Origin of the sequence: Serratia marcescens subsp. marcescens ATCC 13880 (assembly GCF_017299535.1) — a bacterium.
Lineage (GTDB): Bacteria > Pseudomonadota > Gammaproteobacteria > Enterobacterales > Enterobacteriaceae > Serratia > Serratia marcescens.
Genome location: NZ_CP071238.1, coordinates 2,707,761 through 2,730,362 on the forward strand (window position 1 = coordinate 2,707,761; position 22,602 = coordinate 2,730,362).

Genomic DNA, 22,602 nt, shown 5'->3' on the forward strand with positions numbered 1-22,602 from the left:
GCCTTAACTTTTAGGGAGAATGTGCATCATGCAACGCTTATCTTTGCCGCTGCTCGTCACCGCCATCATGACGCCGCAGCTCCTGGAAACGCTGTACAGCCCGGCGCTCACCGCCATCCGCAGCGACTTCGGCGTCAGCGCCGCGCAGGCCGGGCAGACGTTATCCATCTATTTCTTCGCCTTCGCCCTCGGCGTCGCCTTTTGGGGAGCCTTCTGCGATCGGTTCGGCCGCCGTCCGGCGATGCTGGCCGGCCTGGCGTTCTATCTGGTCGGCGCCGGCCTCGCGCTGCTGAGCGGCAGTTTCACGCTGTTGCTGGCCGCCCGTACGCTGATCGCCTTCGGCGCCGCGGTCGGCTCAATCGTCACGCAAACCATGCTGCGTGATGTCTATCAAGGCCCGGCGCTGGGGCGCATGTTCGCGCTGGTCGGCATCGCGCTCTCCATCAGCCCGCTGCTGGGGATGTTCGCCGGCGGCGCGCTGGTCGCCTGGGGCGGCAGCGCGGCGATTTTCACCGCACAGGCGGCCTGGGCGCTGGCGCTGCTGCTGTGGAGCTACGGCACATTGCCGGAAACGCGGCGGCGGCAAACCGCAACGGCTGCCGCGCCGGGCATTGCCCTGACGGCAATACTGCGCGATCGGCACATCTGGTGCTCGGCGCTGCTGGTCGCCAGCTTCAATATCATGGTGTTCAGCTACTTCAGCCTGGCGCCGTTCATGTTTGAAAGGCTGGGGTTGAACAGCCAACAATTTGGCTACTCGGGCGTGATGCTGGCTTTGGGCAGCCTGGCGGGGGCGCTGTTGAACCGCCACCTGCTGGCGCGCGGCGTCAGCGCCAAACATCAGATCCTGCTGGGCGGTTTGCTGGCGGCGGCCAGCGGCGTGGCATTGTTCTGGTGGCAACACAGCCTGTGGATGCTGCTCCCCTGCGCGCTGGTGATGCTGGCGTTCGGGTTGGCTATCCCGAATGTGCTGAGCCAGGCGCTGAGCCGCTACCGGCAGCAACTCGGCACCGCCGGCGCGTTATTCGGGCTGCTGTACTATCTGTTGATCGGCCTGGGGCTGACGATCGCGGCGCGCGGGCAGGACTTGGCCGCCACGCTGCTGCTGTGCGGCCTGTTGAGCCTGTGGTGCGCCGGCCGCTTGCCGGCCGGTGCGCCCGAGCTTAACCCGAAAGCTGCTCGATAGTTTGCAAAATGCGCTTGTCGGAAATCGGGTAAGGCGTGCCCAACTGCTGCGCGAACAGGCTGACGCGCAGCTCTTCGATCATCCAGCGCACCGCCTTCACCTCTTCCTCCTGCTGTCGCTTCGGCGGCAGCTTGTTCAACCACTGCTGCCACGCCTGCTGCACCTGCTCCACCCGCAACATCTGCGCGCGGTCGCGGTGCGGATCGATAGCCAATTTTTCCAATCGGCGCTCGATCGCCTGCAGGTAACGCAGCGTATCCGGCAGGCGTTTCCACCCGTTGCCGGTCACGAAGCCGCGGTAGACCAGCCCGCCGAGCTGGGTCTTGATGTCCGACAGCGCCAGCGCCAACGACATGTCCACCCGGCCCTTCAGCCGTTTGTTGATGTTGAAGACCGCCGTCAGGATCTGTTCAACCTGCTTGGCCACCTCGACGACCGTGTCGTTCAGCTCGGCGCGGATCTGCTCCTGCAGGCGCGCAAAGCCTTCTTCTTGCCAGACCGGGCCGCCGTGTTCGGCGATCAGCTTGTCGATGCCGCACGAAATGCAGTCGTCGATCAGCTCCAGCACCTTGCCGTACGGGTTGAAATAGAGCCCCAGCTTGGCCTTGTTCGGCAGCTTTTCATGCAGGTATTTGATCGGCGAAGGAATATTCAGCAACAGCAGGCGGCGCGTGCCCTGCCACATCGCCTGTTGCTGCTCGATTTCGCTGTCGAAGAGGCGGATCGCCACGCTGTCCTTTTCATCCACCAGCGCCGGGTAAGCCTTCATCGAATAGCCGCCGCGCTTCTGCTCGTAAAACGCCGGCAGTTGGCCAAAGCTCCAGACTTGCAGATTGCTCTGCTCCAGCCCGTCGTCGGCCACCGCCGACAACGTCTCCTGCACCTTCTCTTTCAGCTGCAGGCGCAACGCGGCCAGGTCTTTGCCTTCGCGCAGCGTCTGGTTTTTCTCTCCCACCACGCGGAAAGTCATCTTCAGGTGATCGGGCACCTGATCCCACTGCCAGTCATCACGTGACACGGTCACACCAGTCATGCGCCGCAGCTCGCGCTCCAGCGCGTCCAGCAGCGGCAATTCCAGCGCCGTTACGCGGCCCAGGAACGCCTCGGCGTAGTTCGGCGCCGGCACGAAGTTGCGACGCACCGGTTTCGGCAGCGACTTGATCAGCGCAATCACCAGCTCACGGCGGATGCCGGGGATTTGCCACTCGAAGCCCTGCTCCTCCACCTGATTGAGGATCGGCAGCGGAATATGCACCGTCACGCCGTCGGCGTCGGTGCCCGGTTCGAACTGATAGCTCAGCCGCAGCTTGAGATTGCCCTGATGCCAGAAGTTTGGGTAGTCGAGCGCGCTGATCTTGTTGGCGCCGTCTTTGATCAGCATCTCTTTTTCGAAGTTCAGCAGATCCGGCTGCTGTTTGGCCGCGTTCTTCCACCAGCTGTCGAAATGACGGCCGGACACCACGTCGTTGGGGATCCGGCGATCGTAGAAGCCGAACAGCGTTTCGTCGTCCACCAGAATATCGCGGCGGCGCGATTTATGCTCCAGCTCTTCCACTTCGGCGCGCAGCTTTTGGTTGTCGCGGAAGAAGGCGTGGCGCGTCTGCCAGTCCCCCTCCACCAGCGCATGGCGGATAAACAGCTCGCGGCACAGCAATGGATCGATGGCGCCGTAATTGACCTGGCGCGCCGCGACGATCGGCAAACCGAACAGCGTGACCTTTTCGCTGGCCATCACCGCCCCCTGCGACTTCGACCAATGCGGCTCGCTGTAGCTGTGTTTCACCAGATGCTGAGCCAGCGGCTCGATCCATTCCGGTTCGATGCGCGCGGCGATGCGCCCCCACAGGCGGCTGGTTTCCACCAGTTCGGCCACCATGGTCCACTTCGGCGGCTTCTTGAACAGGCCGGAGCCGGGGAAGATCGAAAAGCGGGCGTTGCGCGCGCCGGTAAATTCCTGCTTGTCCGCATCCTTCTGGCCAATGTGCGACAGCAAGCCGGTCAGCAGCGCGGTGTGCACGCTGCGGTAGTCGGAAGGCGTGCTGTTGATAGGCAACCCCAGCTCTTTCACCACCTGGCGCAGTTGGGTATAGATATCCTGCCACTCACGCACCCGCAGGTAATTGAGGAAATCGTTGCGGCACAGCCGGCGGAACTGGCTGGAAGAGTTCGCCTTTTGCTGCTCCTGCAGATAATCCCACAGGTTGACGAACGCCAGGAAATCCGAGTCTTTGTCGGCGAAGCGGCGGTGTTTTTCGTCCGAGGCCTGCTGCTTGTCCATCGGGCGCTCACGCGGATCCTGAATCGACAGCGCGGCGGTGATGATCATCACCTCGCGCACGCTGCCGCTCTTCTGCGCTTCCAGCACCATGCGCGCCAGACGCGGGTCGATCGGCAACTGCGCCAGTTGGCGGCCTTGCGGCGTCAGCTGATAGTGGCCGTTGTCGGCGGTGGCGATCGCCCCCAGCTCTTCCAGCAGGCGCACGCCATCCTGAATGTTGCGTTTATCCGGCGCTTCGACGAACGGAAACGCGGCGATGTCGCCCAGCCCCAGCGAGGTCATCTGCAGAATGACCGACGCCAGGTTGGTGCGCAGAATTTCCGGATCGGTAAACGCCGGCCGCGACAGGAAATCCTGTTCGGAGTACAGACGAATGCACACCCCTTCCGACACGCGGCCGCAACGCCCTTTACGCTGGTTGGCGGAGGCCTGCGACACCGGCTCGATCGGCAGGCGCTGCACCTTGGTGCGGAAGCTGTAGCGGCTGATGCGCGCGGTGCCCGGATCGATGACGTATTTGATGCCCGGCACCGTCAGCGAGGTTTCCGCCACGTTGGTGGCCAGCACGATACGGCGGCCGTGGTGCGACTGGAACACCCGATTCTGCTCGCTGTTCGACAGACGCGCATACAGCGGTAGCACTTCGGTGTGCGGCAGATTGAGGCGGATCAGGGCGTCGGCGGTGTCGCGGATCTCGCGCTCGCCGCTCATGAAGATCAGAATGTCGCCCGGCCCTTCGCGTCCAAGCTCGTCCACCGCATCGAAAATCGCCTGCAGCTGGTCGCGATCGGTATCGTCGCCGTCGTCGACCACCGGGCGGTAACGCACCTCCACCGGGTAAGTGCGTCCGGAAACCTCGATGATCGGCGCATTGTTGAAGTGGCGCGAGAAGCGCTGCGGATCGATGGTCGCCGAGGTGATGATCACCTTGAGATCCGGGCGCTTCGGCAACAGTTCGCGCAGGTAGCCGAGAATAAAGTCGATGTTGAGGCTGCGCTCGTGCGCTTCATCGATGATCAGCGTGTCGTACTGCATCAGCAGGCGATCCTGCTGAATCTCCGCCAGCAAGATACCGTCGGTCATCAGCTTGACCAGGGTGTTTTCCCCCACCTGATCGTTGAAGCGCACCTTGTAGCCCACGCTGCCGCCGAGCGGGGTTTCCAGCTCGTCGGCGATGCGGTTGGCGACGGTGCGCGCCGCCAGGCGGCGCGGCTGGGTATGGCCGATCAGCCCTTTCACGCCACGCCCCAGCTCCAGACAGATCTTCGGCAACTGGGTGGTTTTCCCCGAACCGGTCTCCCCGGCGACGATCACCACCTGGTGATCGCGGACAGCGTTTAAAATGTCCTGCTTTTTCTGGCTGACCGGCAGGCTTTCCGGATAGGTAATGCGCGGGCAAGACGCGGCGCGCGCCTGCACTTTTTGCCGCGCCGCCGCGATGTCGCTTTCCACTTCGGCGGCGACCGCCAGCTGGGCATCGGGATTTTTGATTTTTCGTGCGCCCTGCAGGCGACGACGCAGGCGTTGTTGATCGCGGAGCATCAGCTCGCCCAGTTGGGCCGGCAGTGCCTCGAGCGGAGATTTCACGTTCGGTGTTCCTTGTTTCATCGTGGCCAAGACCAGGCTTGGCAACGGTTTAATGTTTTTTTAGCGATTTTTTTGCTTTAGCCGCACAGCCTATCACAAACGGCTTTCTCCCCCTACTTTCGCGAGTAAAGCCTCGGCATGTTATTCAATAAAATCGAACGAAGATCTCGAAATATTGCGCTATCACTGTGGGTGGAATGTGAATAGCATGTACTTCATGCAAGGGACGCTGAGTCCTGATGTCACTGTCACAACGTAAGGAATTATCGATGAGCAACGTATTGGTTCTGAAATCAAGCATCCTGGCGACCTACTCTCAGTCTAACCAACTGGCCGATTTCTTCGTAGAGCAATGGAGCAACGCCCATGGCGGCGACACCATCACCGTGCGCGATCTGGCCGCACAGCCAATCCCGGTGCTGGACGGCGAACTGGTCGGCGCGCTGCGTCCTTCCGATGCTCCGTTGACCCCGCGTCAACAAGAAGCGCTGGCGCTGTCGGACGAGCTGATCGCCGAGCTGCAGGCCAATGACGTCATCGTGATTGCCGCACCGATGTACAACTTCAACATCCCGACCCAACTGAAAAACTATTTCGACCTGGTTGCCCGCGCCGGCGTGACCTTCCGTTACACCGAAAACGGTCCGGAAGGCCTGGTGAAAAACAAACGCGCCGTGATCCTGACCAGCCGCGGCGGCATCCATAAAGGCACCCCGACCGACCTGGTAGAACCTTACCTGCGTCTGTTCCTGGGCTTCATCGGCATCACCGACGTGGAGTTCGTCTTCGCGGAAGGCATCGCCTATGGCCCGGAAGTGGCGACCAAAGCACAGGAAGACGCCAAGGCGGCCCTGTCTCAGGTGGTTGCTGCCTAAGACCCTGCGCAGGGGCGCCGTGCCCCTGCCGGACAAGAGGCAAGTCCTGTCAAACCTGCACTACCCTCATAATAATCATCTATCCGTATCTTTTGGCGCGCCAGACGGCGCGCTTTTTTTTATTTCTTCAGCCACTGCCCGTTGATGCCGCGCACATACTCGCCGCTTTGCGCGCGCGTCACCAGCTTTTGACCGGCCATGCGCGCCACTTCGTCGACGGCGATATGGTTGCCGTCCGCCACTTCCTGATACTTCTCGGCGCGGCCGGCGTTGATGCGTTTCACCAGCGCCAAGGTTTCCGCGTCCTGCTTCACCGGCGCGATATAACCGCTCAGGGTTTCCCCCACCCGACCTTGCTGCTTCGCCTCATCCAGCGTCAACGCCATCGCCATGCCGCTGAACAACCAGACGGTGCCGGCCAGCCACAAATAACGTTTTTTCATGTCGGCTCCTAGAACAGACCGCTTTGGGTTTTCAGCAGGTTTTCGACGTCCTTATCCACCTTGATATGAATTTCATGCTCGATCTTGACGTTCATATTGATGGTGATCGGATCCTTCGGCGTCGCCACCTCGATGCGCGGCACGCAGCCGCTCAGCAGCGAAACGCACAGCACCGCTGCCAGCGCCGACACACTCATGATTTTCATTGTTGCTCCCCAGGTTGTGAGAGGGCCTGCTCCAGCCACTCCTGTAAATTGTCGCCGAAGCGCAAACTGCGCCACAGCTGAAACACGTTTTCCTGATGGCGATAGTTCAGGATCACCTCGCGCTTGGCGCTTTTCTGCGGGTTGATGCCGTCGATGCGCGCGCTCAGCGTCAGCTCGCCCAGGTTGTCGAGATCGACCCGGGCGTGCGAACGGTTGATTTCCATGTAGCGCAGCCAGTCGATCGCCGCGCCGGTCGCCAGGTTGTTGCTGCCGATGGCGTCGGCCATGTCTTTGTCCAGGCGCAGCGTCAACGTGCCGGCGTTGGCGATCCAGCCGTTTTGCACCAGCCATTTCGGGTGATTCAGGAACAGCGGCAGCTCGCCGTCGACCCGGCCGGACATGGCGAACTGCTTCGGTTTCAGAGCGGTGAACAGCGCGCTGAGATCGACCTTGTCCAGCTTCAGCACCGCGGCGTCATGCTGCGGCAACCGCAGCGCCGACAGGCTGATATGCCCGTTGAGCATGTCCACGCCGACGTTGCTCAACGTCAGCGGCTGCCTTTCGCTATAAGGATAGGTGCCCTGCAGATCGGCGGAAATGTTCTGCATCTCGAACAGGTTGCTGAAAGACTTGATGCGCAGCGACACCGGCTGTTTGGCCCCCAATTGCCACTGATGCTGCTTGAACCGGTACGACAGGATAAAATCCAGGCCGCTCATCTCGCCGTCCTTCAGCCACATGCCGCCGTTTTTCACCACCCAGTGGCCACCGGCCTCAAACCCCTGTTCGCGCGCGGCGGAAAACGCCGACTGCGCGTAAAACTCGCCGTCGCGCAGCGTGAGATTGAGATCCGGCGCCAGCAGCGGTTGGAACACCTTCAGCGACTGTTTCGGCCACCAGGCTTCGCCGCGCAGACGTTCGCCGTCCCAACGGCCGCGCAGCGCGATCGGCCCAATCTGTTGCGCCTGCAGTTTGCCCTGCAGTTGGAAACTGTCCGGCGAACGGCCGTTTACCTGCAGCGCCAGCACCGGCGCCGGCAGATAGCCGCCGTCGCTGAAGCTGACCTTATCCGCCGCCAGCTGCAACTCGCCGTTGAACTGCGGACTTTGTTCATCACGCCGCCAGCGCAGCGGCTGATTGAGGCTCAGGCGCGGCGCGGCGACCGTCACCAGACCGTACTTCAACTTATCGAAGCCGGTGGAAAGTTTGTCGAGCACCAACTCACTGTCGCGCCAACGGCCGCTGCCGGCGACGTCCCAGGCGGCCTGCAGCGGCGGCAAGCGGCCATTGCCCCAGTAACGCCATTGCCAGTTGCCCTTGTCCGGCCAGAAATCCTGTGCCTGGCCGTCCAGGTGCAGCTTGAAGCGGCCCCAGTAACTGTCGCTGGCGCTCAAAATCGCCTGCAGGCGGCCGGTGATGCCGGCGGCGGTCACCTTCACGCCCGCCAGCGGCAAACGCGCCTCTTCCAGCGTCATTTCCGGCGTCACCTTGCCCCACAGGCGCAGCAGCGACCCCGGCTGCAGCACCAGCGTCGGGTTGAGAATGCTGCCGCCGATCACGCCCGGGATCGACGCGGTAGTGGAAAAGTCGGCCAGATTGGCCTGGCCGGTCAGTTGGAAGCGCAGATCGCTGTCGGTCAACCCCACCTTGCCCGGCCCGAGGGTGAGCACCGCATTGCCCTTGCCGTTGTGACCCGCGGTGATGACGTTCAGCCGCGCGCTGATCTCCGTTTCATCCAGCCCTTTGCTCCAATCGTGCAGCGCGATGCTGAGCCCGCCGTTCAACGGCTGCTCGCTGTACGGCCAACGCCACTCTCCCTGCTTAATGCTGACCCGCTGCGGCGAGACTTCCCACGGCAACACCGCCAGCGGGCGATCGTCACCTTTTTCGCTTACCGTCAACACGCCCTGCTGCTGTTGCCAGCGCATGTCCAGCAATACCGGTTTTTCCAGATAGGCGGTCTGCATTTCCCCCTGCAACGAGCCCTGCGTCGGCAGGCTAGCCAGATCCAACGGAATGGTTATCTTGCCGGCGAGGTGCAGCGGTTGTGCGCTGTTGGGCGGAACCACGGTCAGGCTCTGCAACGTCAGCTGCTGTTTTTCATCCAGCTGCGCCTCGGCGCTCAGATTCGGCCCCCGATAATGCAGACGTTGCCCGTCGGGGCCGGAGGAAAGCTGCAGCTTGCCGGCATAGCGCTGCCAGGGAATGAGCGTCAGGTCATTAATGGTGAGATCCAGCGGCGGCAACTGTTGCTGCAGCTGATCGAGCGCCAGCGGCGCGCTGTTGGCGTCGCCGCTCGGCAGTTTTGACAAACAGGCGCTATCGACGCTGACCTTATCGCTCGACAGCTGCCAGCGGCCCTGGCGGTAAGCCAGCCGCGTCGGCCCAACGTTGGCCAACAGGCAATCTTGCGCAGTGAAACGCGCCCCCGCCAATGCCAGGCCGCCCTGGCGCCAGTGCAATTTGCCCTGCAATTCCAGGCGGCTCCCCGCCGGCAACCAATGCGATAACACCCCCGGCAGCCAGCGCGGCAAGGTTTGCCACAACGCCAGCACCAGGATTGCGCAGCCCGCCACCGTCCCTATGAATACTTTCAATCGCCTGGTCATTAAATGATTGCTTCGTTCCTGAGTTAGGCATTGGTTAAGTCTATGCCTGAATTGACAATAATGATGGCACGAATTTGACATAGGGTGAAGCCGAGCGGGCTCGGAGAAGCGATTTGCACCTTTTTGGCGCAAACGTGTGCGGAGTTGTAGATTTTCGTTACAACTACATCACATAAACAGGACAGTTTTCAGACTTTTGTTATTGTTGTTACCGTTGATGATTAATAGTCTTGCAACCATTCTAATAAAAGTTTAGCTGCTAGCTAACTGTGTACTAGAGAAGCCATTCCCCACACCCCCGTGGGGATTTTTTTGCCGTTAATTTCAAATCACGGCCTCAATAAAAGCCTGTACTATGCGGCTGTCGCTCGCTTTACGCCAGATAGCATAAATATCGCTGCGCATTTCATTCCCGCACTCGATATACGCCACCTCCCGCTGTCGCGCGAGGCTTTCAGGGACAAACGCATACCCCAACCCCGCTGTTACGCAGGCGAATATCACGTCGTAGCATTCCACCTCCAGCAGCGCGGCGGGGATGATTTGCTGCTTTTGCAGCCAGGCGTCCACCAGATGGCGATAGTGGCATTGACGCGAATAAACATAGAGATCGCTTTTTGCCAGCAACGCTGGCTGATACGCCCCGCCAATGAAGACCAAACGCTCCTGAAAAGCACGCCGGCTCTGCAGCTGCGGATGTTCTATCGGCCCATCTGAAAACACCACGTCCAGAGTCCCTTTTTGCAATTGAAACTCCAGATCCAGCGAATAGCCTTGCACCACACTCAACTGAACGCGGCGGTTCTGCGCACGGTAATGCGCCAACTTTTGCGGCAGATGATGACTCAAGGCGATATCCAGCGCGCCAAGCTTCAATTCACCCTGTACCGGATCCTGTTCAAGCTGCGCTCGCGCCCGCTCTTCGATAGCCAAAAAGCGCTTGGCCTTATGGTAAAGCGCCCGGCCTTCCGGTGTGAGCGACAGCCGATTGCGCTCACGATCAAATAGCGTAACGCCATACGCCGTTTCCAACTCTTTTAATTTCTTGGTCACGTTAGAGGGCACGCAAAACAGCCGCTCCGCCGCAGCCGTGAGACTCTCCGACTCCACCACCATACAAAAGGTGACCAACTGAGCACGTTTCAACACCACAACCCTTCACCAAAAATGAATGATAACCGAACTTTATTTCACTTTTAATCAACCATCAAGCCCATAGAATCCTCGCAGTCAGCACATTGCTGCCTCCTGGAAATTCCAGTTTCATTATCGACAGAGGAAATAAACCATGATCACACTCAACGTCTTTTTTCAGGTCAACCCGGCCAAACGCCCAGCTTTTCTCAGTCTGCTCAACACTATGGTGCAGGAATCCAATAAAGAAACCGGCTGCTCTTTTTACCAGCTTTGGCAATGCCAGAACGATGAAAACAGCTATGCGCTGATCGAAAACTGGGACGATAAGGCGGCGCTTTCGGCACACCAGAAAACGCCGCATTGGATCGCCTTTAACGATGCCGTCAACGGGTATTTGACCCATGATTACGATGAGCACCATTACACGGAAATCGCTCGCTAACATCGCGTGAACCGGCCCAATGCGGGCCGGTTTCATCCCCCTGTTTCATCGGACAAACCCCGTGCAGGACAAACCGCTAACCAATTGTCGAATTTACTAAAATCTGTTAAATTGATCACAAAATCACGGTGGAGAAACCACGATGAAATTGGCGATATACAGTACCAAACAGTATGACCGTAAATACCTCGAACTGGTGAACCAGCAGTTTGGCTATGAGCTGGAATTCTTCGACTTTTTACTCAGTAAAAAAACCGCCAAAACGGCCGCCGGTTGCAAGGCGGTGTGTATCTTCGTCAACGACGACGGCAGCCGTGAAGTGCTCGAAGAACTGGCGGCGCTGGGCGTCGAAATTCTCGCCCTGCGCTGCGCCGGTTTTAATAACGTCGATCTGGACGCCGCCAAAGAACTGGGCATCAAGGTGGTGCGCGTGCCGGCCTACTCGCCGGAGGCCGTGGCGGAACACGCGGTAGGCATGATGATGTGCCTGAACCGCCGTATTCACCGCGCTTATCAGCGTACCCGTGACGCCAACTTCTCGCTGGAAGGGCTGATCGGTTTTAACATGCACAATCGCACCGCCGGCGTGATCGGCACCGGTAAAATCGGCGTGGCGACAATGCGCATTCTGAAAGGCTTCGGCATGAAGCTGCTGGCCTACGATCCGTTCCCGAGCGAACAGGCGCTGGAACTGGGCGCGGAGTATGTCGATCTGAAGACGCTGTACGCGCAATCCGACGTGATCACCCTGCACTGCCCGCTGACGCCGGAGAACCACCATTTGCTGAATGCCGACGCCTTCGCGATGATGAAAAACGGCGTAATGGTGATCAACACCAGCCGCGGCGCGCTCATCGACTCCACCGCCGCCATCGATGCGCTGAAGCAGCAAAAAATCGGCGCCCTCGGGATGGACGTCTACGAGAACGAACGCGATCTGTTCTTTGAGGACAAGTCTAACGACGTGATTCAGGATGACGTGTTCCGCCGCCTGTCGGCCTGCCACAACGTGCTGTTCACCGGCCATCAGGCTTTCCTGACCGAAGAGGCGTTGACCAGCATTTCCCAAACCACGCTGCAGAACATCAGCCAGTTGGATCGCGGCGAAGCCTGCCCGAACCAGTTGAACGCCTGAGCGTAACCTCGGGGCGCCCTTGCGGCGCCCTGTTTATTTGAGAGAACGCGATGAGAAAAACCACGGTGGCCGCCCTTGCGGCGCTGGCCTTAGCGGGGTGCAGCATGAAACCACACACGGCCGTCACGCCAGGCGATCTGCTGCATCACAACTTCGTGTTGCAAAGCGTGGATGGCGACACGGCAAAATCACCGGCGGGCGGCGGGCTGCTCAATCTGGAGTTCGGCGAGAACCTGCATGTCTCCGGCACGATGTGCAACCGCTTTTTCGGTCAGGGGCAATTACGCGACGGCGTGCTGACGGTGAAATCGCTGGCCACGACGCGCAAGCTGTGCCCTGATGAGCAGCGAAACCGCTGGGATCGGGTGATCGGCACCGTGCTGGAAAACGGCGCCGAAGTGACGCTAAACGCACAGCAGCTGACGCTCACCGGCAGCGGCCACACGCTTATTTATACCCTGCGCGATTGGGTGTATTGATCCTGCAGGCCAGGCGCCGGGGCTTACCCGGCGCAGCTGCCCAGGGCCAGCGTGCGCTCTTCGCACTGCTTGCCGTTCGGCATCTGGCACATGCGCAGCGCTTCACCATTCAAATTGTGCGCGATGGTGGTAACGCCACCGACCGCCGCGCAACCGGTGCTGGTCTGCAACGTATTGATTCTGGCACTGTTGCCCTGCTGTACTGGCTCTTCGTTATTGCTGCTGCAGGCGGCTAAAAGCAGCACGGCGCTGGCAAGCAGCCATTTTGATGTCGTCATTATCCCACTCCTGAACCCGGAACTGCGCTGTGTAAAATCGCCATTGCTGATAACGCGCGTCACTTGGCGGACACGTTTCGCTATCTTTGATGCAAACTTGTTTAATCTAGCTCGATATATAAATAATGAAAATATATTCCAGCCATTATTTGTCGTTTTTTTGCGCCGGCCGGACATTTATTTTGTTTGCAGAATATTTCCGTGACGGCGCCACTCGCTGCCAAGCGCTGGCCGCACGCAAAAAGTGATAACGTCACCGCTGCCATCGAGGAAGTTTTTCCCGCGACATTGGTATTAATTATCTTCGCGTGCTTTCATTGCGGCGGCGCATTTTTTGCTACCGGAGAGAACGATATTTGCGTCTATGCTGGCGGCGCTAAGTAATTAGCATTCCACTATTTTCAGTGAATGATGACTGAATTCTTCAACCGGCGCGACTTGCTGTCACGCCGGCCTTTTTTTACATTAAAATAACACTCAGTGCACCGAGGCTTTCGACAGTAAATTAATCACCAGCACGCCGGCAATAATTAATCCCATGCCGACGATCGCCGGCCAATCCAATTTTTGCTGATAAACGAACACTGCGGCGACCGACACCAGCACGATGCCCATGCCCGACCAAATCGCATACACGATGCCCAGCGGCATGCTTTTGACCACCATCGACAGCCCCCAAAACGCCACGCCATAGCCCAGCACCACCAGCAGCGACGGCCACAGGCGGGTAAAGCCCTCAGAGGCTTTCAACATGGTGGTGGCGATCACTTCCGCGACTATCGCCATCGTCAAATACATAAATGCGCTCATGGTTTTCTTCTGTCAATTTGCCGATGCGCAATTATGACGCGCCGGAAATAAATTGTCTTTAAACGGTGAAAACAATTTATTGCCCCGGCCCCTAATCGACGAGGAAATACGCTTTTGACGATTTATCACCCGCCACACAAACACGATAAAGCCACGTTCGCCCCCTCTGTTAGACTTTTTTCCATTACTGCGAAAGTGCGCTTTCGCGGCTTTGTGAGCAATGAAAAGGTAACGCCGATGATAACTACAGATGGTAATAATGCAGTCGCTTCCGTGGCCTATCGCACCAACGAAGTGATTGCCATCTACCCTATCACGCCAAGCTCCACCATGGCGGAGCAGGCGGACGCCTGGTCCGGCGATGGCCGGCAAAACATCTGGGGCGATATCCCCCGGGTGGTGGAAATGCAGTCGGAAGGCGGCGCGATCGCCACCGTGCACGGCGCCTTGCAAACCGGCGCGCTGTCGACCTCGTTCACTTCATCGCAGGGTCTGCTGCTGATGATCCCCACGCTGTACAAACTGGCCGGCGAGCTGACGCCGTTCGTGCTGCACGTCGCCGCGCGCACCGTGGCCACGCATGCGCTGTCCATCTTCGGCGACCATTCGGACGTGATGGCGGTGCGCCAAACCGGCTGCGCCATGCTGTGCGCCGGCAGCGTGCAGGAGGCGCAGGACTTCGCGCTGATCTCACAGACCGCCACCCTCAACGCGCGCGTGCCGTTTATCCATTTCTTCGACGGTTTCCGCACCTCGCACGAGATCAACAAGATTGTGCCTCTCAGCGACGATACGCTGCGGCAAATGCTGCCGCAGGCGGCGATCGACGCCCACCGCCGCCGGGCGCTGTCGCCGGATCATCCGGTGGTGCGCGGCACTTCCGCCAACCCGGACACCTATTTCCAGTCGCGCGAAGCCACCAACCCGTGGTATGACGCCACCGGCCAACACGTGATCGACGCCATGGAAGCCTTCGCCGCCCTCACCGGCCGCCACTATCGGCCGTTCGACTATTACGGCCACCCGCAGGCCGAACGCGTGGTGGTGGTGATGGGCTCCGCCGCCGGCACCTGCGAAGAAGTGATCGACACCCTGCTGACCCGCGGCGAGAAAGTCGGCGTGCTGAAGGTGCGGCTGTTCCGGCCATTCTCCGCCAAACACCTGCTCGGCGCGCTGCCGGACAGCGTGCGCAGCGTCGCGGTGCTCGATCGCACCAAAGAACCGGGCGCACTGGCCGAGCCGCTGTATCTGGACGTGATGACCGCGCTGGCGGAAGCCTACAGCCGAGGCGAGCGCGCCACGCTGCCGCGGGTGATCGGCGGCCGTTACGGCCTGTCGTCGAAAGAGTTCGGCCCAGACTGTGCGCTGGCGGTGTTCCGTGAGCTGGCCCAGCCGCAGCCGCGCCCGCGCTTTACCGTCGGCATCTTCGATGATGTCACCGGGCTTTCACTGCCGCTGAGCGATGAAATCCTGCCGCAGCGCGCCTCGCTGGAAGCGCTGTTCTACGGTTTGGGCAGCGACGGTTCGGTCTCGGCCACCAAGAACAACATCAAAATCATCGGCAACGCCACGCCGCTGTATGCGCAGGGCTATTTCGTCTACGACTCCAAAAAGGCCGGCGGCCTGACGGTGTCGCATCTGCGCGTCAGCGAGCAGCCGATCAATTCGGCCTATCTGGTCAGCCAGGCGGATTTCGTCGGCTGCCACCAGCTGCAGTTTATCGATAAGTACCAGATGGTTGAACGCCTGAAGCCCGGCGGCACCTTCCTGCTCAATACCCCTTACGGCGCCGATGAGGTCTGGTCGCGCCTGCCGCAGGAGGTTCAGGCGTTGTTGCACCAACGCCAGGCGCGTTTCTATATCATCAACGCCGCCAAGCTGGCGCGCGAATGCCGGCTCGGCGCGCGCATCAACACCGTGATGCAGATGGCGTTCTTCCACCTGACGCAGATCCTGCCGAGCGACGTGGCGCTGCAACAGCTGCAGGACGCCATCGCCCGCAGCTACAGCAGCAAGGGCCAAGAGATCGTCGAGCGCAACTGGCAGGCGCTGGGCGCCACCCGCGGTGCACTGATTGAAATTCCGCTGCAGCCGGTCGACGACAGCAGCCCGATGCGCCCGCCGGTGGTCTCGGACGCCGCGCCGGACTTCGTCAAAACCGTTACCGCCGCGATGCTGGCCGGGCTGGGTGATGCGCTGCCTGTTTCCGCCTTCCCGCCGGACGGCACCTGGCCGGTGGGCACCACCCAGTGGGAAAAGCGCAACATCGCCGAAGCGATCCCGATCTGGCAGCCCGACCTGTGCACCCAGTGCAACCACTGCGTCGCCGCCTGCCCGCACTCCGCCATTCGCGCCAAAGTGGTTCAGCCGGCGGAGATGGAACACGCCCCCGCCTCTCTGCAGTCTCTGGATGTCAAAGCGCGCGATATGCGCGGCCAGAAATACGTACTGCAAGTGGCGCCGGAAGATTGCACCGGCTGTAACCTGTGCGTCGAGGTCTGCCCGGCGAAAGATCGCCAGAACCCGGAGATCAAGGCCATCAACATGGCGTCGCGCCTCGATAATCTGACGGCGGAAAAAGACAACTACGACTTCTTCCTGCAGCTGCCGGAAATCGATCCGGCGCAGCTGGAGCGCATCGACATTCGCACCTCGCAGCTGATCACGCCGCTGTTCGAATACTCCGGCGCCTGCTCCGGCTGCGGCGAAACGCCGTACATCAAGCTTCTGACCCAGCTCTATGGCGACCGTTTGCTGATCGCCAACGCCACCGGCTGTTCCTCGATCTACGGCGGCAATCTGCCGACCACGCCTTACACCACCAACGCCGAAGGGCGCGGGCCGGCGTGGGCCAACTCGCTGTTCGAAGACAACGCCGAATTCGGCCTGGGCTTCCGTCTGACGGTCGATCAACATCGCGCACGGGTGCTGCGCCTGCTGAACTCGCTGGCGCCGCAGCTGCCGGAGCAGTTGGTCAATGCCTTGCAGATGGACGACGTGGCGCCGGAGCCGCGCCGCAAGCAAATCGCCGAACTGCGCACGCTGTTGGCGAGTTTCGAAGGTGAAGACGCACGCCAGCTGGCGGCCGACGCCGATTACCTGGTGGATAAATCCATCTGGCTGATCGGCGGGGACGGTTGGGCCTACGACATCGGCTTCGGCGGTTTGGATCATGTGCTCAGCCTGACGGAGAACGTCAACGTGCTGGTGCTCGACACTCAGTGCTACTCCAACACCGGCGGCCAGCAGTCGAAAGCCACGCCGCTGGGCGCGGTGACAAAGTTCGGCGAGCACGGCAAGCGCAAGGCGCGCAAGGATCTGGGCGTCAGCATGATGATGTACGGCCATGTCTACGTCGCGCAGATCTCGCTGGGGGCGCAGCTTAACCAGACGGTGAAAGCGATTCAGGAAGCCGAGGCCTATCCGGGGCCGTCGCTGATCATCGCCTACAGCCCGTGCGAAGAGCACGGCTACGATCTGGCGCTCAGCCACGATCAGATGAAACAGCTGACCGCCACCGGCTTCTGGCCGCTGTACCGCTTCGATCCGCGCCGCAGCGCCGAGGGCAAGGCCGCATTGGCGCTGGATTCGCGGCCGCCGAACAGCAGCCTGGCTGAAACGCTGCTGAACGAGCAGCGTTTCCGACGCCTGAACGCGCAGCAGCCGGAGGTGGCCAGCGCACTGTATCAGGCCGCCGAGAAAGAGCTGAAGGAGAAATACGATTTCCTCAGCCTGCTGGCCGGCAAGGCGGAAAAGTCCGCCGCTGAGTAACCCCTGTCAGGGCGCGAGCGATTCGCGCCCTGTTCTTTTACTACCGACGGCGTAAATCGCAGCAACAAAACCTGCTGGCATTCCTGCGCGCAATCCGTACCATACAGACCTCGCGTCGGGTGCGTGGCGGCTGGATGATGAATAATGATCAAAATCGGCCGGTTGAATGGTAAACTCGCGGTCTACAACCCCATGCCCCTAGTGCCCCCCATTGAGAATGAGCACGATTTAAATGTCAGAAAAGCAATCCGTTAGCCAAAAAGAGCAGTACAACCTGAACAAATTGCAAAAGCGCCTGCGCCGCAACGTGGGCGAAGCGATCGCCGATTTCAATATGATTGAAGAAGGCGACCGCATCATGGTCTGTCTGTCCGGCGGCAAAGACAGCTACACCATGCTGGAGATCCTGCGCAATCTGCAGCAAAGCGCGCCGGTCAACTTCTCGCTGGTGGCGGTGAACCTCGATCAGAAACAGCCCGGCTTCCCGGAGCATATTCTGCCCGCCTATCTGGAAAGTCTGGGGGTGGAATACAAGATCGTCGAAGAAAACACCTACAGCATCGTTAAAGACAAGATCCCGGAAGGGAAAACCACTTGTTCACTGTGTTCGCGCCTGCGCCGCGGCATTCTGTACCGCACCGCCACCGAACTGGGCGCCACCAAGATCGCACTGGGCCACCACCGCGACGACATTCTGCAGACGCTGTTCCTCAACATGTTCTACGGCGGCAAGATGAAAGGCATGCCGCCCAAGCTGATGAGCGACGACGGCAAACACGTGGTCATCCGCCCGCTGGCCTATTGCCGCGAGAAAGACATCGAGCGTTTCTCGATCGCCAAAGCGTTCCCGATCATTCCATGCAACCTGTGCGGCTCGCAGCCTAATTTGCAGCGCCAGGTGATCGGCGACATGCTGCGCGACTGGGACAAGCGTTACCCAGGCCGGTTGGAAACCATGTTCAGCGCCATGCAGAACGTGGTGCCTTCGCACCTGAGCGATATCAACCTGTTCGATTTCAAAGGCATTCACCACGGCAGCGCCGTGGTGGACGGCGGCGATTTGGCCTTCGATCGCGAAGACATCCCGATGCAGCCGGTCGGCTGGCAGCCGGAAGACTCGGACGACGCAGCGCCTGCGCCAGAGCGTTTGAACGTGCTGGAAATCAAATAAGCCCCCTCGCCGCTTGCCATCCTGCGAGCGGCGACATTTCCCTTTCCCGACGATCTCGATCCTGTTCACAGTTTGCGCAAAATTTGCTGGGCAGTGCCGTTTTTACCCTATACTGTTTATTTATACAGTCATATGGAGATCGCGCAATGAATATCACCCCCTGCCTGTCCCACGTCTCGCTGGGCTCCAACGATTTCGAGGCCGCCGCCGCCTTTTACGATCGTGCGCTGGCCGCTTTGGGTTGCCGACGGGTGCTGGAGCATCCCGGCGCCATTGGTTACGGCCGCGACTACCCGGAGTTTTGGCTACAGGTGCCGATCGACGGCCGGCCGGCCTCACCCGGCAACGGCACGCACGTCGGTTTTTTCGCCACCAGCAAGCAACAGGTGGATGAATTCCATCGCCAGGCGCTGCTGGCCGGCGCCGTCGATGAAGGCGCGCCCGGTTCGCGGCCGCATTACGGCGAGGCTTACTACGGCTGCTTTGTTCGGGATTTGGATGGACACAAGATTGAAGCCAGCTTCTGGGATGAAAGCGCGGCCTGAAGAAGAAAGGAAGCCGAATAAAAAAATGCCGGTGATTAAACCGGCATTGTACGAATCAAATGTGCTATGCAGTAATTCAAAAATAAGAAAGTAAGACAATTATGGAGCGCAACGCCCATCGCTTGACGTTGCATTCACCTGCGAGAGAGATCATGCCCCATTTCCCCCGGCTAAATGTTGATATTGCTCAATGTTAACCGGGTTTTCGTCATTTTTGCCTACAGCCAGCGGCTGCGCTTCAACCACCAGGCGACGCCAAGCACCAATCCGACCAGCATCAGGCAAAATGCCGCGAAACCGAAAGGATTACCGCCGCCCGGAATACCGCCAAGGTTGACCCCGAACAGCCCGGTCAGGAAAGTGGTGGGCAGAAATACCATCGCCAACAATGACATGGTGTAAGTGCGGCGGTTCATCGCGTCGGCCATCACCGTGGTGATTTCGTCGGACAAGATGGCGGTGCGCGCAATGCTGCCGTCCAAATCGTCCAATCCCCGTCCCAGGCGATCGGCGATATCCTGCATGCGGCGGCGATCGTCGTCGCTCATCCACGGCAGGCGGTCGCTGGCCAGCCGCGCGAAAACGTCGCGCTGCGGCGCCATGTAACGGCGCAGCACGATCAGCTGTTTACGGATCAGCGCCAGCTGGCCGCGCTCCGGCACCTGCTGCTCCAGCAAGGCGTCCTCCAGATCGATAATCTTGTCGTGCAGATCCTCGATAAATTCGCTGGTGTGATCGGTCAACGCATCGGAAATTTCCACCAGCCAGCTGCCGCTGTTGGTCGGCCCAGCGCCGCTTTGCAAATCGTTCACCACCTGATCGATGGAATACACCTTGCGGTGCCGGGTGGAGATAATCAGCTTGTCGGTGATATATACGCGGATGGTGACCAGCTGATCCGGCCGGGAATTAGCGTTAAAGTTGATGCTGCGCAGGGTGATCATGGTGCCTTCGCCCTGGCGGCTGACGCGCGGCCGTGAGCTTTCGCCGGAGAGCGCTTCGCGCACCGAGTCCGGCAGCAGCGGCGTGGTACTCAGCCATTCAGCGCTGGCCGGGTGCGCGTAATCAAGATGCAGCCAGCACGGCGCGTCGCAGGTGATCTTGTCATCCTGTTCGATCGGCGTGACGCCCCCCTTGCCGTCGAGTTGGTAGGCGTAAACCGCATCGGCGACCTGCAGCTCGCTCCCCTCAATCACATCCATTCATTTATCCCCTCAGTCTTGCTTATGTTGCTGAGTCTAGCGTTAACGTCTTGGAGATCAAAGGCCAAGCTGTAACGCCAGTTTTCTCGTTGTCCCATAAACGTGTTCTATACTTCTGCCGCAAGGAACGCCAGACAGCCCGAGAGGAGACTCGCATGTTACCAATCAGCACCGCAGATATCTTGAAAGTCGTCTTACCGACCGTCATTACGCTGTTTATCGCCGTGGTCAAAACCCCTTTTCGCATTCGGCGGGAAAAACACGATAAGCTGCTCAAACTGCTCGAGTCTGTCGAGAAACCCCACGCCGCCCCCATTTGCCTGCTGCAGTTTCGAGACTATATGGGAAATAAAACCATCAGGCTGACGGCATTGCGGCTACTGCTGGCGCTGCCGGACAGTGTGACGGCGCTGGAACGTTATCGTTTCACCGGTGGCCGCCAGCAAATCCTGCGCGCCACGTCCGCAGGCTTCGTTTTGCGGCCAAACGCCGATAGCAAGTTCAAACGTTTTTTGCTTTCCGGCCGTTATTTCTTGCTGTACCTGCTGTTCGTCACGCTGCTGGTGCTATTGCTGGCACTGGCGCAATGGGGGCTGCGTGGGGTAGAAATCACCACCACGTCGATCACCTATCTGACCGGCGCGCACATTGGCGACGGCTGGCAACTGCTGTTCCTCGGCTTATTGTTTACTATCATTATGCTTAGCCTGGTATTCATGATTTTCAGACAGTTGATGCTGGCGGGCAATCTCAGCTCGGAAAGCGCCTTTTATCGTTACTATCAACAGGCGCGTGAGGAACAACGATGCCGGGAAGTCCTGAGACAACTGCGCGCTGCGCTGCGCCGAACCTGACGAGAATGCGCCGCCTGCGCTGCATCGCAATGGCCGTCCTGCTGCTGTTCGGCCAATCGGCTCGTGCAGAGCCGGTGTTAGAACGCCTCGCCACGCCCTATCACGCGCCGACGGCGGCGGGTTCACTGCCTTATTTTGTCGCTCACGCTCACTCCCTCCAGCCGCGTACCGCGCTGGTGGTGATGCACGGGCATCCACGCGACGCCGCCAAGACGTTGCAAGCGGCGATCGATGCCGCGCAGGGAGCGGGAGACAACGGCTTGCTGGTCGCCCCGCTGTTCCAGGTGCCGGTAAAACTCGCCGTCCACTGCCATTCCGCCGGTCTGCCCCAGCCGCAAGACGGTGACGCTCTCTGGCGCTGCGGCTCGTGGATCGCAGGCGGTTTGGATAATGGCGGGAAAACCGGCTCGTTCAACGCCATGGATAACCTGCTGGCCGATCTGAAACGGCGTTGGCCGTCGCTGCAGTCGATAACCGTGGCCGGTTTTTCCGCCGGCGCCCAGTTCGTGCAACATTATGTCGGCTTTGCTCAACCGCCAAGCGGAGTGCGTCTGCGCTATGTGGTGGCCGATCCCGGCAGCTGGCTCTATTTTGATCGCCTGCGCCCTCTGCCCGCAAGCTGGGGAAGCTGCGGCAGTGAGAAAACCTGCCGCTTCCGCTGGCAAACGCTGGACGCCGGCCGTTGTCCGCAGGCCAATCGCTGGAAATTCGGTCTGGAAGCGCTTCCCGCTCACCTGCTGCGCGCCGCAGACGCGGCTCGCCGGCGCTATGCTGCGGCCGATATCACCTATCTGGCCGCCGCCGATGATACCGGCACCGCGCCGGGCGCCTACTATCGGATACTCGACAAATCCTGCGCCGCCCAGCTGCAGGGCCCCTATCGATTGCAGCGCGCCCTGGCCTACGCCGACTACGATCGGCGTTATCTGGCGCCGCAGAAGCCGCATCGGTTAACGATCGTTCCCGGCTGCGGGCACAATGTCGCCTGCGTCTTTCCCGCCCCGACGGCCAGGCAGGCGCTTTTCCCCATTAATGCAGACTAATAATAACGGCAATGAAATAAACCCTTGCCGATAAATCGGACAATATCGCCGATAAAGCGCTGGCAATAGCGTTATTATTATGACTTAACATATTGCTATCAATTTTAATTCAAAATGATAATAATAAATCAACACAAAGCTGTTTCAGCGCAAATTTTAGGGGCATATACTTTTCTCACTACGAGGAGGTAGTTATGTTACGCGACCATTTAAAAATAAACGCCAGCGATACGCTGGAAAAAATCAGCAATATCCATTTGCAAAACCAGGGCCAGGAAGAGATCAGTGAGTTCGTGGTGAAAAACGCCGCCGGCCTGCAGATTGGCAAGGTCTCCGTCCACGATCGTTTCAGCACTCGTCGCTCTTACCCCACCAGCTACCGCATCACCCAAACCGACATGAGTGGCCGTGTGGTGGTGGATGCCATGCGGGACTGTCTATAAGCGTAACCACTCGCTGAAATAGCGAAACAATAATGTGATGATGGCAACCCTGTTTATTATTAAACGGGGTTTATCGCGTGGAAAAATTAATTACCTTCGTTGTTGCAG

The 22,602-nt window shown here is 59.7% G+C and carries 20 protein-coding genes; 12 read left to right on the forward strand and 8 right to left on the reverse strand.

Annotation, left to right across the window (positions count from 1 at the left end; all coding sequences use genetic code 11):
• Positions 1–28: 28 nt before the first annotated feature.
• Positions 29–1,186, forward strand: a complete 1,158-nt coding sequence (locus tag J0F90_RS12935) for an MFS transporter (RefSeq protein ID WP_033641408.1) — start codon at positions 29–31, stop codon at positions 1,184–1,186.
• Here the strand turns inward: J0F90_RS12935 and hrpA are convergent.
• Complete coding sequence (hrpA, locus tag J0F90_RS12940) at positions 1,164–5,051, reverse strand: ATP-dependent RNA helicase HrpA (protein WP_072009661.1); 3,888 nt, start codon at positions 5,049–5,051, stop codon at positions 1,164–1,166. The genes J0F90_RS12935 and hrpA overlap by 23 nt on opposite strands.
• Positions 5,052–5,320: 269 nt before the next feature.
• Between hrpA and azoR the strand changes: the two genes are divergently transcribed.
• Entirely contained in the window at positions 5,321–5,926 is a 606-nt protein-coding gene (azoR, locus tag J0F90_RS12945; RefSeq protein WP_016927576.1) for an FMN-dependent NADH-azoreductase, read from the forward strand.
• A 119-nt stretch (positions 5,927–6,045) separates the two neighbouring features.
• Here azoR and J0F90_RS12950 read toward each other — a convergent pair whose 3' ends face one another.
• From J0F90_RS12950 to J0F90_RS12965, 4 genes are all read right to left on the reverse strand, one after another.
• Positions 6,046–6,369, reverse strand: coding sequence for a YdbL family probable chaperone protein (locus J0F90_RS12950; protein WP_033640171.1), 324 nt, complete (start codon positions 6,367–6,369; stop codon positions 6,046–6,048).
• An 8-nt stretch (positions 6,370–6,377) separates the two neighbouring features.
• On the reverse strand, positions 6,378–6,575 hold the full coding sequence (locus tag J0F90_RS12955) for a YnbE family lipoprotein (RefSeq protein ID WP_004930472.1): 198 nt from the start codon (positions 6,573–6,575) through the stop codon (positions 6,378–6,380).
• Entirely contained in the window at positions 6,572–9,184 is a 2,613-nt protein-coding gene (locus tag J0F90_RS12960; RefSeq protein ID WP_033640170.1) for a YdbH family protein, read from the reverse strand. The genes J0F90_RS12955 and J0F90_RS12960 overlap by 4 nt, the downstream gene beginning before the upstream one ends.
• Positions 9,185–9,508: 324 nt before the next feature.
• Positions 9,509–10,333, reverse strand: a complete 825-nt coding sequence (locus J0F90_RS12965; RefSeq protein ID WP_206640382.1) for a LysR family transcriptional regulator — start codon at positions 10,331–10,333, stop codon at positions 9,509–9,511.
• A gap of 139 nt (positions 10,334–10,472) precedes the next feature.
• On the opposite strand from J0F90_RS12965, the gene J0F90_RS12970 reads away from it, so the two are divergent.
• From J0F90_RS12970 to hslJ, 3 genes are all read left to right on the forward strand, one after another.
• Positions 10,473–10,763, forward strand: a complete 291-nt coding sequence (locus J0F90_RS12970) for a putative quinol monooxygenase (RefSeq protein WP_016927572.1) — start codon at positions 10,473–10,475, stop codon at positions 10,761–10,763.
• A 142-nt stretch (positions 10,764–10,905) separates the two neighbouring features.
• A complete protein-coding gene (locus J0F90_RS12975; RefSeq protein ID WP_016927571.1) occupies positions 10,906–11,898 on the forward strand; it encodes a 2-hydroxyacid dehydrogenase in 993 nt (330 codons plus the stop codon).
• Positions 11,899–11,948: 50 nt separating this feature from the next.
• Positions 11,949–12,377 (forward strand): heat shock protein HslJ, encoded by a 429-nt coding sequence (gene hslJ, locus J0F90_RS12980; protein WP_033640169.1) that lies wholly within the window; start codon positions 11,949–11,951, stop codon positions 12,375–12,377.
• A 23-nt stretch (positions 12,378–12,400) separates the two neighbouring features.
• On the opposite strand, the gene J0F90_RS12985 is transcribed toward hslJ, so the two are convergent.
• Positions 12,401–12,655, reverse strand: a complete 255-nt coding sequence (locus tag J0F90_RS12985) for a DUF333 domain-containing protein (RefSeq protein WP_016927569.1) — start codon at positions 12,653–12,655, stop codon at positions 12,401–12,403.
• A gap of 201 nt (positions 12,656–12,856) precedes the next feature.
• Here J0F90_RS12985 and J0F90_RS12990 point away from each other — a divergent pair, with 201 nt between their 5' ends.
• Positions 12,857–13,039: a hypothetical protein gene (locus J0F90_RS12990; protein WP_151261873.1), complete on the forward strand. Its 183-nt coding sequence runs from the start codon at positions 12,857–12,859 to the stop codon at positions 13,037–13,039.
• A gap of 93 nt (positions 13,040–13,132) precedes the next feature.
• Here J0F90_RS12990 and ssmE read toward each other — a convergent pair whose 3' ends face one another.
• Positions 13,133–13,465 carry a multidrug efflux SMR transporter SsmE gene (ssmE, locus tag J0F90_RS12995; protein ID WP_004930487.1) on the reverse strand — a complete coding sequence of 111 codons (333 nt, stop codon included), beginning with the start codon at positions 13,463–13,465 and terminating at the stop codon, positions 13,133–13,135.
• 237 nt (positions 13,466–13,702) lie between these two features.
• On the opposite strand from ssmE, the gene nifJ reads away from it, so the two are divergent.
• The 3 genes from nifJ to J0F90_RS13010 all read left to right on the forward strand — a co-directional run bounded on the left by nifJ (position 13,703) and on the right by J0F90_RS13010 (position 18,952).
• Positions 13,703–17,236: a pyruvate:ferredoxin (flavodoxin) oxidoreductase gene (gene nifJ, locus J0F90_RS13000; protein ID WP_033640168.1), complete on the forward strand. Its 3,534-nt coding sequence runs from the start codon at positions 13,703–13,705 to the stop codon at positions 17,234–17,236.
• Between the two features lie 232 nt (positions 17,237–17,468).
• Positions 17,469–18,407: a tRNA 2-thiocytidine(32) synthetase TtcA gene (ttcA, locus tag J0F90_RS13005; protein WP_004930494.1), complete on the forward strand. Its 939-nt coding sequence runs from the start codon at positions 17,469–17,471 to the stop codon at positions 18,405–18,407.
• A 146-nt stretch (positions 18,408–18,553) separates the two neighbouring features.
• Positions 18,554–18,952 (forward strand): VOC family protein, encoded by a 399-nt coding sequence (locus J0F90_RS13010; protein WP_004930496.1) that lies wholly within the window; start codon positions 18,554–18,556, stop codon positions 18,950–18,952.
• 218 nt (positions 18,953–19,170) lie between these two features.
• Here the strand turns inward: J0F90_RS13010 and zntB are convergent, their stop codons facing one another.
• Positions 19,171–20,154, reverse strand: a complete 984-nt coding sequence (zntB, locus tag J0F90_RS13015) for a zinc transporter ZntB (RefSeq protein ID WP_016927567.1) — start codon at positions 20,152–20,154, stop codon at positions 19,171–19,173.
• Between the two features lie 155 nt (positions 20,155–20,309).
• Here zntB and J0F90_RS13020 point away from each other — a divergent pair, with 155 nt between their 5' ends.
• From J0F90_RS13020 to J0F90_RS13030, 3 genes are all read left to right on the forward strand, one after another.
• The gene (locus J0F90_RS13020; protein ID WP_033640167.1) at positions 20,310–21,008 is read left to right on the forward strand and encodes a hypothetical protein; all 699 of its coding nucleotides are present in this window, start codon (positions 20,310–20,312) and stop codon (positions 21,006–21,008) included.
• Positions 20,960–22,051 (forward strand): hypothetical protein, encoded by a 1,092-nt coding sequence (locus J0F90_RS13025; RefSeq protein WP_033640166.1) that lies wholly within the window; start codon positions 20,960–20,962, stop codon positions 22,049–22,051. Before J0F90_RS13020 ends, J0F90_RS13025 begins: the two co-directional genes overlap by 49 nt.
• A 194-nt stretch (positions 22,052–22,245) precedes the next feature.
• Positions 22,246–22,494: a hypothetical protein gene (locus J0F90_RS13030; RefSeq protein WP_004930507.1), complete on the forward strand. Its 249-nt coding sequence runs from the start codon at positions 22,246–22,248 to the stop codon at positions 22,492–22,494.
• Positions 22,495–22,602: the final 108 nt, after the last annotated feature.

Bases quoted from the DNA above. Each gene is read 5' to 3' on its own strand.
- ssmE (WP_004930487.1), bottom strand. From the start codon at position 13,465: ATGAGCGCATTTATGTATTTGACGATGGCGATAGTCGCGGAAGTGATC.
- J0F90_RS12955 (WP_004930472.1), bottom strand. From the start codon at position 6,575: ATGAAAATCATGAGTGTGTCGGCGCTGGCAGCGGTGCTGTGCGTTTCG.
- J0F90_RS13020 (WP_033640167.1), top strand. From the start codon at position 20,310: ATGTTACCAATCAGCACCGCAGATATCTTGAAAGTCGTCTTACCGACC.
- J0F90_RS12970 (WP_016927572.1), top strand. From the start codon at position 10,473: ATGATCACACTCAACGTCTTTTTTCAGGTCAACCCGGCCAAACGCCCA.
- J0F90_RS12985 (WP_016927569.1), bottom strand. From the start codon at position 12,655: ATGACGACATCAAAATGGCTGCTTGCCAGCGCCGTGCTGCTTTTAGCC.
- ttcA (WP_004930494.1), top strand. From the start codon at position 17,469: ATGTCAGAAAAGCAATCCGTTAGCCAAAAAGAGCAGTACAACCTGAAC.
- J0F90_RS13030 (WP_004930507.1), top strand. From the start codon at position 22,246: ATGTTACGCGACCATTTAAAAATAAACGCCAGCGATACGCTGGAAAAA.
- zntB (WP_016927567.1), bottom strand. From the start codon at position 20,154: ATGGATGTGATTGAGGGGAGCGAGCTGCAGGTCGCCGATGCGGTTTAC.
- azoR (WP_016927576.1), top strand. From the start codon at position 5,321: ATGAGCAACGTATTGGTTCTGAAATCAAGCATCCTGGCGACCTACTCT.
- J0F90_RS13025 (WP_033640166.1), top strand. From the start codon at position 20,960: ATGCCGGGAAGTCCTGAGACAACTGCGCGCTGCGCTGCGCCGAACCTG.
- nifJ (WP_033640168.1), top strand. From the start codon at position 13,703: ATGATAACTACAGATGGTAATAATGCAGTCGCTTCCGTGGCCTATCGC.
- J0F90_RS13010 (WP_004930496.1), top strand. From the start codon at position 18,554: ATGAATATCACCCCCTGCCTGTCCCACGTCTCGCTGGGCTCCAACGAT.
- J0F90_RS12950 (WP_033640171.1), bottom strand. From the start codon at position 6,369: ATGAAAAAACGTTATTTGTGGCTGGCCGGCACCGTCTGGTTGTTCAGC.
- J0F90_RS12975 (WP_016927571.1), top strand. From the start codon at position 10,906: ATGAAATTGGCGATATACAGTACCAAACAGTATGACCGTAAATACCTC.
- J0F90_RS12935 (WP_033641408.1), top strand. From the start codon at position 29: ATGCAACGCTTATCTTTGCCGCTGCTCGTCACCGCCATCATGACGCCG.
- J0F90_RS12960 (WP_033640170.1), bottom strand. From the start codon at position 9,184: ATGACCAGGCGATTGAAAGTATTCATAGGGACGGTGGCGGGCTGCGCA.
- hslJ (WP_033640169.1), top strand. From the start codon at position 11,949: ATGAGAAAAACCACGGTGGCCGCCCTTGCGGCGCTGGCCTTAGCGGGG.